Below are 11,489 nucleotides of genomic sequence, written 5' to 3'. Positions count from 1 at the left end.
CAGCCCCTCGTCACCGTGCGAGGAGCTGCCGGGTCGCGTCGTCCGCGGGGTAGAACGCCTCGATCGCCAGCTCGCTCAGGGTGACCTCGCGCGGGGTCCCGAAGACGGTCGTCGTCGAGAGCAGGTGCAGCTCGGCGTCACCGGTGGCAAGCACGAGCGGGACCACGAGTCCGGGTGAGGCCACGGGTGCCGGCCCCGGCACGTCGAGGTCCTCGAGCAGCGTCGCGATCCGCTCGTCGCGGCTGGCGTCGTACTCGCGGCGCAGGCGCGCCAGCAGGTGCGCGCGCCACTCGTCGAGGTTGCGGATCCGGGGCGCCAGCCCGTCGGGCTCCAGGCTCAGGCGTACGACGTTGACGGGCGGCTCGAGCAGCCTCGCGGCGACGCCGTCGAGCAGCGCGTAGACCGCGTCGTTGGCGCTCACCAGGTCCCAGCCGGGGTCCACGACGAGCGCGGGGTAGGGCAGGTGCGCGGTGAGGATGCCCTCGACGGCGGCCGCCACCTCCGCCATCGGCGGGTCGGCCAGGCCGTGCTCCGGGTGGGCCGGGGCGTAGCCGCCGGCGAGCAGGACGTGGTTCTGCTCGCGCAGCGGCACGGCCAGCTGGTCGCACAGGCGCAGGATCATCGAGCTCGTCGGCCGCGACCGACCGGTCTCGATGAAGCTCACGTGGCGGGTGGAGACCCCGCACCGGTGGGCCAGCTCCATCTGGGACAGGTTGCGACGCCGCCGCCACTCGCGCAGCAGGCCGCCCGGGGAGTCGCTCATGGCCGTCACGCTAGCGAGGCGACGTCACGGGGCCCATGACCTCGGAGGTCATCGACCTGCGTCGCGCCGCGCGGTGGAGTGGGCCTCCCATCCCGACGAAGGAGCCCGACATGACCACGACCCCCGTCCCCGCCTACGCCCTCGCCTACCTGCGCGAGGTCGACCTCGGCGCGGAGATCATCGACTACATCGGCCGGATCGACGCCACGCTCGCGCCGTACGGCGGACGCTTCCTGGTGCACGGCGGACCCGTCACCGGCATCGAGGGGACCTGGGACGGCGACCTCGTCGTCATCGCGTTCCCCGACCGCGCCGCCGCGCAGCAGTGGTACGACTCCCCCGCCTACCAGGAGATCCTCCCCCTGCGCGTCGAGCACTCGCAGTCCATCGCCTGCATCGTCGACGGTGTGCCGACGGGCTACCAGGCCACCGACAAGCTCGCCGAGCTCCTCGCGGAGGCGTGAGGTCGCGCCGGCGGCCTCACGCGAGGTCGAGGAAGCCCTCGCGGACCAGGTCGCGCGCGACGGGGAGGTACGTCGTGCGCACCTGGTCGGCGTCGGCCCCGGTCAGCTGGGCGACGGCGTCGAGGATCTGGCCCAGCGTGAGGTCGCCGTCGCAGGCGCCGACCAGCGCGGCCTCGACGGTGTCGGCCTGCCGCGCGCGGCGCAGGCCGCGCTGCTGGCGCAGCACGATCGCCTCGGGGTCCTCGACGCCGACCGGCCCGACGGTCTCCTGGCGCACGTCCTCGCGCGTGACCAGCAGGCTGTCGAGGCCGACGTCCGCCCGCACGGTCTCGCCCCAGGCCCCGATGGCGGGGGCGATGGGCTGCTCGACGTCGTAGGGCCACTCGAGCATGTCCGTCACCACGTCACCGCCGCCCGTCGCCCGCAGGTTGACCCAGCCGAAGCCGATCGCCTCGACGCCCTGGTCGTCGAACCACGACAGCCAGGTGTCGTAGCGGTCGAGGTAGTCGGGCGCGCCGTGCAGCCCGGCGTCCTTGAGCCACAGCTCGACGTAGGCCGCCGGGTCGAGCACCTCGCGCTGCACCACGAGCGCGTCGCAGTCGCCGGCCAGCCAGCCGGCGAGCCGCTCGTCCCAGGGCTGGTCGCGCGCGATCACCCAGTTGGCCAGGACCTGGCACCAGCCGCCCTCGGTGAGGTGGTCCGGCGCCGCGCGGACGATGTCCTCGACGACGCGGTCGCCGGGCAGCCCGGAGTCGCGGTAGACGAGGCGCTCGCCGGTGCCGGGCGAGATCACGAACGGCGGGTTGGTGGCGATCAGGTCGAAGCGCTCCCCGGCCACCGGCTCGAAGTAGGAGCCGTCGCGCACCTCGACCCGGTCGGCGACGCCGTTGAGCGCGGCGTTGAGGCGGGTCAGGCGCAGCGCCCGGGCGTTGACGTCGGTGGCGACCACGCGGTCGCTGTGGCCGGCCAGGTGCAGCGCCTGGACGCCGCAGCCGGTGCCGAGGTCGAGCGAGCGGGCCACGGGGCGGCGCAGCGTGAGCTGCGCCAGCGAGGACGAGGCGCCGCTGATGCCGAGCACGTGGTCGGCGCCGACGCGCTGCGGTCCGCCGTCCAGGCCGGGCGTCAGGTCGCTGACGACCCACAGGTCGGTGTCGTCGGCGGCGTACGGGCGGATGTCGAGGCGGGCCGCGACCTCGCTCACGCTCTGCGCGAGCAGGCCCTCGGCGGCCAGGCGGTCGACCTGGCCGGGCAGGGCCCGCTCGGCGTCGGCCAGCGGCACCGGCACCTGCAGCAGGAACAGGCGCACCAGCGTCTCGGCCGGGCTGCCGCCCGTCGTACGCCGCCGGCCGGGGGTCGTCTCGTTGCGCATGAGGGCGTCGTGCGCCTCGCGTCCCAGCAGGTCGGCGACGCCGTCGTAGGTGAAGCCGGCCCGCTCGAGCGAGTCGCGCAGCGGGGCGGTGAAGTCGAGGGAGGACGGCATCCGAGCATCCTTCCACCCGCCGAGCAGCCGTGGGCGACGCGCTCGGAAAGCCGCTGACCCGCCCGAGGGTCTCGGGCGGGTCAGCGGGACGAGCGGTGCTGCGGGTGTCTCAGACGGTCGGCGTGGGCCTGGTGGGGTCCGTGACGATCGGCTGGGTGGGGGGCGCCGTCGGCGGGGTGCCGGCGTCGTCGCCCATCACGGACTCGCGCTGCTTGGACACGTAGACCGCGCCGACGATGATCGCGGTCGCCACCAGGGCGATCACGATCCGGGCGGCGTCGTTCTGGTCCTCACCGACGCTGAGGGAGACCACCGCGCTGGCGATCAGCAGCGAGACCAGGTTCATCACCTTGATCAACGGGTTGATGGCCGGGCCGGCGGTGTCCTTGAACGGGTCGCCGACGGTGTCGCCGATGATCGTGGCCTCGTGGGCCGAGGAGCCCTTGCCGCCGTGGTTGCCGTCCTCGACGAGCTTCTTGGCGTTGTCCCAGGCTCCACCGGCGTTGGCCAGGAAGACCGCCATCAGCGTGCCGGTGCCGATGGCACCGGCCAGGAAGCCGGCCAGCGCCGTCACGCCGAGACCGAAGCCCACCGCGATCGGGGCGAGCACCGCCAGGATGCCGGGCGTCACGAGCTCGCGCAGCGAGTCCTTGGTGACGATGTCGACGACCTTGCCGTACTCCGGTCGGCCGGTGCCCTCCATGATCCCGGGGATCTCGCGGAACTGGCGGCGCACCTCGTAGACCACCGCGCCGGCGGCCCGGGCCACGGCGTTGATCGCGAGGCCGGAGAAGAGGAACACCACGGCCGCGCCGAGCAGGATGCCGACCAGGACCGCCGGGTCGAAGACCTGGAAGCTCAGGAACTCGTCGCTGGCGATGTTGGCGTCCTCGACGGCCTCGGCGACCGAGGTCGCGTAGGAGCCGAAGAGGGCCGTGGCCGCGAGCACCGCCGTGGCGATGGCGATGCCCTTGGTGATGGCCTTCGTCGTGTTGCCGACCGCGTCGAGCTCGGTGAGGATCTGGGCGCCCTCGGGGCTGACGTCGCCGGACATCTCCGCGACGCCCTGGGCGTTGTCGGAGACCGGGCCGAAGGTGTCCATGGCGACGATGACGCCGACCGTGGTCAGCAGGCCGCAGCCGGCGAGCGCGACCGCGAACAGCGAGACCGTGAGGGTCGCGCCGCCGAGGAGGTAGGCGCCGAACACCGCGGCCCCGATGACGAGCGTCGTGTAGACGGCCGACTCGAAGCCGACCGAGAGGCCCGACAGGATGACGGTGGCCGCGCCGGTGAGCGAGGTCTTGCCGACGTCCTTGACCGGCTTGTACTCGGTGCCGGTGAAGTAGCCCGTGAGGGCCAGGATGCCGGCGGCCATGACGATGCCGATGACGACCGCGAGCGAGGCGATGACGCGCGGGTCGCCCTCGGCGCCGGCCATGTCGGTGCCCTGGATGTTGTCGAAGTCGGCGAAGCTGCCCGGGAGGTAGACGAACGACAGGACCACGGAGGCGAGCGCCGCGACCCCGGCGGTGATGTAGAACGCCCGGTTGATGGTCGTCAGGCCGTTCTCGCCGGCCTTGGGCTTGGTGAGGTAGACGCCCGCGACGGCGGTCAGCGCGCCGATGGCGGGGATCAGCAGCGGGTAGACCAAGCCGGCGTCGCCGAAGGCCTGCGAGCCGAGGATCAGCGCGGCGACCAGCGTGACGGCGTACGACTCGAAGAGGTCGGCGGCCATGCCGGCGCAGTCACCGACGTTGTCACCGACGTTGTCGGCGATGGTTGCGGCGTTGCGCGGGTCGTCCTCGGGGATGTTCTGCTCGACCTTGCCGACCAGGTCGGCGCCGACGTCGGCGGCCTTGGTGAAGATGCCGCCGCCGACGCGCATGAACATGGCGAGCAGCGCGGCGCCGAAGCCGAAGCCCTCGAGCACGTGGGCGGCCTCGTCCTTGAAGAGCAGGACGACGACGCTGGCGCCGAGCAGCCCGAGGCCGACGGTGAGCATGCCCACCATGGCGCCCGTGCGCAGGCCGATCGTCATGGCGGGCTCGCGCCCGCCGGGCTCGTTGGCCGCGGCGGCGACGCGGAGGTTGGCACGCACGGCGAGGTTCATGCCGAGGTAGCCCACCGCGGCCGAGAAGCCGGCCCCGGCGAGGAAGAAGATCGACCGCCCGATGCGGACCGCCACGTCGTCCGCGGGCAGCGCCAGCAGCGCGAAGAACGCGATGGCGGCGAAGATCGCGAGCGTGCGGAACTGCCGGGTCAGGTAGGCGTTGGCGCCCTCCTGGATGGCCTGGGCGATGTTCTTCATGTTGTCGGTGCCTTCACCGGCAGCAAGCACTTCCTGGCGGAACATGAACGCCATGCCCAACGCGCCGAGCGCGATGAGGGCGACGACGATGACCAGGACGAGGTTGCCGCCGGAAAGCTCCACGACAGCGGGATGAATCCCGGCCATGTGCGTCCTCCTGCGAGAGATCAGTACGAGCCGACGATGTGGCTCAGGTCACGGAACGTGCCGGAGTCTACGCACGCGGGGCGCTCTCAGGGGGATGAGGTGTGAGACACGCCACTCGCAGGAGGACGAGCACCGGCGCCGGGGGTGCGACGGCGGCCGTCGGGAGGGGCACGTCCTCGGCCCCGGGCGCCCCACTGCCCGCAAGAAACTCATGCTTCCGGCACGAAGCTTCGTGCGGGGAGCGTGAGTTTCACCGGGTACCCGGTGAAACTCATCGAGGCGCGCGGCGTCGCGACGCCGGGGCCGGTCAGGCGAGCGCGGCCTCGGCGGACTCGTGGATCACGAAGACCTTGGCGAGGCCGGTGATGCGGAAGATCTTCAGCAGTCGGTCCTGGTTGCAGACCAGCTGGAGCGAGCCGTCGTGGGCGCGGACCTTCTTGAGACCGCCGACGAGGACGCCCAGGCCGGTGGAGTCGAGGAACTCGACGCCCTCCATGTCGATCACCAGGTCGTAGACGCCGTCGGCGACCAGCTCGGTGATGCGGTCGCGCAGCTTGGGGGCCGTGTAGACGTCGATCTCGCCGCCGACGGCCACGATGGTGCGACCACCGACCTCGCGCGTGTCAAGAGTCAGATCCACGTTCTCTCCCAGAAGGCACCGTATGCAGACACCAAGATCGGGCGGCCTCCCCGACACTCGGCCAGGAATATGAAACCACGCCGACCGCCGACCTGCACAAAGAAGTAAAGAGTCGTTTCTAGACCGACCCCCGGATCGGGCTCCGGAGCACCATCCGGCGCCGTCGTGGGGCGCCCGGTCTCGCTGCGGTGTCGGTGGTCTTTGCGACACTGGACGGGTGACCTCGACCGCCTCGTCCCGCGCGCGCAGCGGATCCGAGCGACTGCGCCGACTGGCCGACGTCCCCGGTCGCGAGGACCGGCTCACCCACCTCGAGACCCTGCCCGCGCGCGTCGCCGTGTCCGCGGAGTGGCCGGCGTGGGCGGCCGACGACGTGCGCGCGGCGTTCGAGGCCCGCGGCGTGGCGCGGCCCTGGCGCCACCAGGTGGAGGCGGCCGACGCGGCCCACGCCGGCGAGCACGTCGTGCTCTCCACCGGCACGGCGTCGGGCAAGTCGCTGGCCTACCAGCTGCCGGCCCTGACCGCCGTACGCCGCTCGCGCGGGAGCCGCGGCCAGCGGGGCGCGACCGTGCTCTACCTCGCGCCCACCAAGGCGCTCGCCCAGGACCAGCTCACCGGCATCACCTCGTTGGGCCTCGACGTCCGGGTGACGACCCACGACGGCGACAGCAGCCGCGACCAGCGCGACTGGGCCCGCGACCACGCCGAGTACGTCCTGTCCAACCCCGACATGCTGCACCGCTCGCTGCTGCCCGGCCACGCCCGGTGGTCGTCGTTCCTCGGCTCCCTGCGCTACGTCGTGGTCGACGAGTGCCACCACTACCGCGGCGTCTTCGGCGCCCACGTGAGCCAGGTCCTGCGGCGACTGCGGCGCATCTGCGCCCACTACGGCGCCGACCCGACGTTCGTGCTGGCCTCGGCCACCGTGGCCGAGCCCGCCACCGCGGCCGGTCGGCTCACCGGCCTGCCCGTGCGCGCGGTGACCGACGACGGCTCGCCCCGGGGCGAGGTCTCTCTCGCCCTGTGGGAGCCGCCCTTCACCTCCTACTCCGGGGAGAACGGCGCCCCGGTGCGGCGCGCCGCGTCGTCGGAGTGCGCCGACCTGCTGGCCGACCTCGTGGCCGAGGACGTCCGCACCCTCGCCTTCGTGCGGTCGCGGCGGGGGGCCGAGCAGGTCGCCCTCACGGCGGCCGACCTCCTCGCCGAGGTGGACCCGTCCCTGCCCGGGCGCGTCGCCGCCTACCGCGGCGGCTACCTCCCCGAGGAGCGCCGCGCCCTCGAGCGCTCCCTGCGCGAGGGCGAGCTGCTGGGTCTCGCCGCCACCAACGCCCTCGAGCTCGGCATCGACATCAGCGGGCTGGACGCCGTGCTCATGGCCGGCTTCCCCGGCACCCGCGCAGCGATGTGGCAGCAGGTGGGGCGCGCCGGACGCGGGGCCCAGGACGCCCTCGGCATCCTGGTGGCGCGCGACGACCCGCTCGACACCTACCTCGTCCACCACCCCGAGGCGCTGTTCGGGCGCCCGGTGGAGGCCACGGTCTTCGACCCCGACAACCCCTACGTCCTGGGTCCCCACCTGTGCGCCGCGGCCCAGGAGATCCCGCTGACCGAGCAGGACCTCCCGCTCTTCGGTGCCACCGCGCCCGACGTCGTCGAGGGGCTCGTCCAGGCCGGGTTGCTGCGGCGACGCCCGCGCGGCTGGTTCTGGACCGACCGGCGCCGGGCGGCCGACCTCACCGACATCCGGTCCGTGGGCGGGTCCCCCGTCCAGCTCGTCGAGGCCGCGACCGGTCGCGTCGTCGGCACGGTCGACGGCGGACGCGTCCACAGCACCGCCCACGAGGGCGCCGTCTACGTCCATCGCGGCGAGACCTGGCTCGTGGAGAGCCTCGACCTCGACGAGCACGTCGCGGTCATGTCGCGCGCCGATCCCGGCTACTCCACCTCCGCTCGGGAGATCACCGACATCACGATCGTCCAGGAGCGTCGCCACGACGACTGGGGCCGCTCGCGCCTCTCGCTCGGCGAGGTCGACGTGTCGCACCAGGTGGTCTCCTACCTCAAGCGCCGCCAACCCAGCGGCGAGGTGATCGGCGAGGAGCTGCTCGACCTTCCCGAGCGGGCGCTGCGCACCACCGCGGTGTGGTGGACGGTGCCCGACGACCTGCTCACCGAAGCCGGCCTGACCACCCACGACCTGCCGGGAGCCGCCCACGCCGCCGAGCACTGCGCCATCGGGCTGCTGCCGCTCTTCGCGACCTGCGACCGCTGGGACATCGGCGGGGTGTCCACTGCCCTGCACGGAGACACCGGGCAGCTGACCGTGTTCGTCTATGACGGCCATCCCGGCGGGGCCGGCTTCTCCGAGCGGGGGTTCGAGGCCGCGCGGGCATGGCTCACCGCCACCCGGGACGCGATCGAGTCCTGCGAGTGCGCCGAGGGCTGCCCGTCGTGCATCCAGTCGCCCAAGTGCGGCAACCAGAACAACCCGCTCGACAAGGTCGGCGCAGCCCGGCTGCTCGACGTCCTGCTGGAAAGGCACTGAGACCCCCGCGGTCCAGTAGCCTCCCCCCATGTTGATCCTGGGGCTCCTCCTCGTCGCGGGCGGCGCACTGCTGATCGTGGCCGCCGTGTTCACCGCCGAGCTGACCAATGGCGGCAAGCTCGAGCTGCTCGGCACCGAGGTGGGGGCGCTCCTGCTGTTCCTGCTCGGGGTCGGGGCGGGCGTGGCGATCCTCTTCGGCATCTCGGTGTCCAAGTTCGGCGCGAAGCGCCAGCTGGCGCGCCGCCGTGAGACGAACAAGCTCAACGAGCTCAACGAGAAGCTCGACCGGGCCGACGCCGAGCGCCGCCGCGACCTCGACGGCGACGACCGGGACCGCCCTCACGCCTGACCCCGAGGACCCCGAGGACCCCGACCGCTAGCCCCGCGTCGCCGCGCCCGGGTGGCGGGAGACCATCGCGGCGATCGCGGACCGCGCCGTGGTCGCCGGCCGGCGCAGGACCGTCTCCAGTGTGGGGTCGGCGACCGCGAACTCGCCGGCTCGAGCCGCGCGGAACAGGCCGAGCGTGAAGTCGGCGGCGAACGCCGGCATCCCGCGCTCGACCGCCGCCGCCTTCCAGGCCTCGTCGGAGACGACGGCGTGGGCCACCGGCCGTCCGAGCGCCTCGCCGACCACCTCGGCGACGGCCGCGAAGTCGAGGAGCTCCGGCGCGGTCAGCGGCGGCGTGACCCCGTCGAGCAGGCGTGCGTCGTCCGCTCCGACCAGGGCGATCGCCGCGGCCTCGGCGAGGTCGTCGTGGTGCGTCCAGGAGAAGGGACCGTCCTCCGGCAGCTCGAGGACACCGGTCTCGACCGCAGCCCCGAGGTAGTGCTCGACGGTGCTGACGTAGAAGCCGTTGCGCAGGGCGGTGAACGGGAGACCGACGCTCGCCAGGTGGTCCTCCGTCGCGGCGTGGGTGTGCTGCGGCAGGAACTGCGAGGTGGGCGACGCGGCCTGGTGGCTGGTGTAGAGCACCCGCTCCGCGCCGCACTCGCGCGCGGCGTCGATCGCGGCGAGGTTGGCCGCCACCGCCCCGTCGCCACGGATCGCGGCCGAGACGACGAGGACCCGGGATGCGCCCTCGAAGGCACGGCGCAGCGAGGCCGGCTCGGTGAAGTCGCCGGCACGGACGCGCACGCCGCGCTCGGCCAGGTGGGCGGCGACGGCCGGGTCGCGCACGCTGACCCCGACCGTGTCGGCGGGGACCCGCGCGAGCACCTGCTCGACGACGCGTGATCCGAGCTGTCCGGTCGCCCCGGTGATGACGAGCATCGGTCCTCCAAATATCGTTGGCATCACTGAACTGTTATCACCGTTATATCACTGGAAACGCGGCGGCGATACCATCGCTTCATGCCCTCCGACGCTCCGCCCGCCCAGGACGACGTGCGCGCGCGGGTCGTCGGCGCCGCGGCTCGCCTGCTGAACGAGCACGGCGCGCCCGCCCTGACCACGCGTGGGGTCGCCCACGCCGCCGGCGTGCAGGCGCCCACGATCTACCGGCTGTTCGGCGACAAGGACGGCCTCGTCCAGGCGGTCGCCGAGCACGTGATGGCGACCTACGTCGCCGCCAAGCGGTCAGCGGTCGCCGACACCGAGCTCGACCCGGTGGCGGACCTGCGCGCCGGGTGGCGGCTGCACGTGGAGTTCGGCCTGGCCAACCCCGGTCTCTACGCGCTGCTCAGCAACGCGTCCGGCCGGAGCGAGCCGTCGGCCGCGACGGCGGCGGGGATCGAGGTGCTGCGGGCGCGGGTGCGCCGGATCGCGGCCGCGGGCCTGCTCCGGGTGGACGAGGCGCGCGCGCTCGACATGATCCACGCCGCCGGCACCGGGACCGTGCTGGCGCTGCTCGAGAAGCCGGCCGCGCAGCGGGACCTCGGCCTGGTCGACGACCTCTTCGACGCCGTGGCCGGACGCATCCTCGCGGCGGAGCCAGTGACGTCGGGGGACGACCGGATCACGACCGCGGTCGTCACGCTGGCGGCGCTGGCTCCCGAGCTGCCGGGGCTCTCCGACGCCGAGCGCGCCCTGCTGGACGAGTGGCTCCGCCGTGCCCTCGCCGCCGCCGGCGACAGCACCGGCGGCCGCGACTAGGCGTCACCTCCAGGGGACCGGAGCCGGCGCGGCGCCGACCCGCATCGTCGGGGTCGGTCCGGCGCGGGCACGCGCGGACGGATCGGCCTGCTGGCCCAGCCAGTGAGGTCCGGCGACGACCACCTCCACGAGCACGTCGCGGCCGGTGACCGTGCATGCCGCGAGGCGGGCGCCGTTGGCCGCCGCGACCTGCGCCGCGGCGGCGCACGGGTCGCGGCCGCGACCGAGCACCTCCGCCCCGGCCAGCGCCGACAGGTCGGCCGCGGCCTGGGCCTGGCGGTGGGCGACCACCACGGCGGCGACGACGCCGAGCGCCGCGCCCAGCATCAGCAGCACCGCGAGGCACGACACCGCGAACAGGGTGGCGGCGCCTCCCTCACCGCGTCGCGCGCCCCGCGCGACCTGGACCCGCCACCACCCGGTCACGGCGCGACCTCCTCGTCGAGGGCGACCGCCTCGGCGCGCACCTCGACGCCCGGCAGGAAGCCGAAGAGGCCCCCCGGACCCTGGACCCGTCCCGAGGCCACGGCGACGACCCGACCGTCGTGACGGCGCACCGAGACCCGACTGCCCGCGGCGGCCACGCGCTCACCCGCCGCGACCGCCTCGGCGTCGGTGTCACCCCGGGCCGCGGCGCGCGCCGTCTCGCGGGCGGCGTCCACGACGCGCACCTGCGCCGCCCCGACGGCGAGCAGCCACACCAGGCCGATCGTCACCGCGACCAGCAGGGGCAGGCCCAGTGCGAGCTCGGCCGTGACGGCCCCGCGCTGGCCGCGACACCTCATCCGATGCCCAGGAGGCCCAGGACGTGGTCGAAGAGCGTCTTCAGGAGCCGGTCGCCGAAGCCGCCGGTCAGCAGCTTGTAGAGCAGGCCGGCGAGACCGGCTCCCGCGGCCGTGCCGACGGCGTACTCCGCCGTGGTGATGCCCTGCTCGCCGGTCGTGCGGCGGCCGGTGCTGCGCTGTGTCATGTGCTCGCTCCTCGGGTGGGTGGCCGCGGGGTACGGCCGTCTGAGCAGGAGCCTCGGCGACCCGGCCGACAGCGTGGCCC

Annotated in this window: 12 protein-coding genes; 4 read left to right on the top strand and 8 right to left on the bottom strand. The window is 73.7% G+C overall.

The annotated features are described in order from the left end of the window. Positions 1-10: 10 nt before the first annotated feature. Positions 11-763: a helix-turn-helix domain-containing protein gene (locus IRQ30_RS00385; RefSeq protein ID WP_193611109.1), complete on the bottom strand. Its 753-nt coding sequence runs from the start codon at positions 761-763 to the stop codon at positions 11-13. Between the two features lie 110 nt (positions 764-873). Between IRQ30_RS00385 and IRQ30_RS00380 the strand changes: the two genes are divergently transcribed. Further along, entirely contained in the window at positions 874-1,227 is a 354-nt protein-coding gene (locus tag IRQ30_RS00380) for a DUF1330 domain-containing protein (protein WP_193611108.1), read from the top strand. Positions 1,228-1,243: 16 nt separating this feature from the next. On the opposite strand, the gene IRQ30_RS00375 is transcribed toward IRQ30_RS00380, so the two are convergent. From IRQ30_RS00375 to IRQ30_RS00365, 3 genes are all read right to left on the bottom strand, one after another. Continuing rightward, entirely contained in the window at positions 1,244-2,707 is a 1,464-nt protein-coding gene (locus IRQ30_RS00375) for a N5-glutamine methyltransferase family protein (RefSeq protein WP_193611107.1), read from the bottom strand. Between the two features lie 109 nt (positions 2,708-2,816). Further along, positions 2,817-5,162 (bottom strand): sodium-translocating pyrophosphatase, encoded by a 2,346-nt coding sequence (locus IRQ30_RS00370; protein WP_193611106.1) that lies wholly within the window; start codon positions 5,160-5,162, stop codon positions 2,817-2,819. Between the two features lie 307 nt (positions 5,163-5,469). Next, positions 5,470-5,802, bottom strand: a complete 333-nt coding sequence (locus IRQ30_RS00365; protein WP_193606766.1) for an anti-sigma factor antagonist — start codon at positions 5,800-5,802, stop codon at positions 5,470-5,472. A gap of 217 nt (positions 5,803-6,019) precedes the next feature. On the opposite strand from IRQ30_RS00365, the gene IRQ30_RS00360 reads away from it, so the two are divergent. Together IRQ30_RS00360 and IRQ30_RS00355 are read left to right on the top strand one after the other, a co-directional pair. Continuing rightward, positions 6,020-8,347: a DEAD/DEAH box helicase gene (locus tag IRQ30_RS00360; RefSeq protein ID WP_193611105.1), complete on the top strand. Its 2,328-nt coding sequence runs from the start codon at positions 6,020-6,022 to the stop codon at positions 8,345-8,347. Positions 8,348-8,375: 28 nt separating this feature from the next. Continuing rightward, positions 8,376-8,696, top strand: a complete 321-nt coding sequence (locus IRQ30_RS00355) for a hypothetical protein (protein WP_193611104.1) — start codon at positions 8,376-8,378, stop codon at positions 8,694-8,696. A gap of 27 nt (positions 8,697-8,723) precedes the next feature. Here the strand turns inward: IRQ30_RS00355 and IRQ30_RS00350 are convergent, their stop codons facing one another. Then, entirely contained in the window at positions 8,724-9,617 is an 894-nt protein-coding gene (locus tag IRQ30_RS00350) for an NmrA family NAD(P)-binding protein (protein WP_193611103.1), read from the bottom strand. 81 nt (positions 9,618-9,698) lie between these two features. On the opposite strand from IRQ30_RS00350, the gene IRQ30_RS00345 reads away from it, so the two are divergent. Continuing rightward, positions 9,699-10,439 (top strand): TetR/AcrR family transcriptional regulator, encoded by a 741-nt coding sequence (locus IRQ30_RS00345; protein ID WP_193611102.1) that lies wholly within the window; start codon positions 9,699-9,701, stop codon positions 10,437-10,439. Positions 10,440-10,442: 3 nt separating this feature from the next. Here IRQ30_RS00345 and IRQ30_RS00340 read toward each other — a convergent pair whose 3' ends face one another. Genes IRQ30_RS00340 through IRQ30_RS00330 form a run of 3 tightly spaced genes read right to left on the bottom strand, consistent with a single transcriptional unit; the run spans position 10,443 to position 11,409 of the window. Next, positions 10,443-10,865, bottom strand: a complete 423-nt coding sequence (locus IRQ30_RS00340) for an Rv3654c family TadE-like protein (protein WP_193611101.1) — start codon at positions 10,863-10,865, stop codon at positions 10,443-10,445. Further along, positions 10,862-11,224 carry a TadE family type IV pilus minor pilin gene (locus tag IRQ30_RS00335; RefSeq protein ID WP_193611100.1) on the bottom strand — a complete coding sequence of 121 codons (363 nt, stop codon included), beginning with the start codon at positions 11,222-11,224 and terminating at the stop codon, positions 10,862-10,864. Before IRQ30_RS00335 ends, IRQ30_RS00340 begins: the two co-directional genes overlap by 4 nt. Beyond that, positions 11,221-11,409, bottom strand: coding sequence for a DUF4244 domain-containing protein (locus IRQ30_RS00330; protein WP_193606773.1), 189 nt, complete (start codon positions 11,407-11,409; stop codon positions 11,221-11,223). Before IRQ30_RS00330 ends, IRQ30_RS00335 begins: the two co-directional genes overlap by 4 nt. Between the last annotated feature and the right edge of the window lie 80 nt (positions 11,410-11,489).

The sequence above is a fragment of the Nocardioides lijunqiniae genome (assembly GCF_015024225.1).
Classification (GTDB): Bacteria; Actinomycetota; Actinomycetes; order Propionibacteriales; family Nocardioidaceae; genus Nocardioides; species Nocardioides lijunqiniae.
The sequence above is the reverse complement of the archived record's forward strand: the minus strand, read 5'-3'. Positions and strand labels throughout refer to the sequence as shown.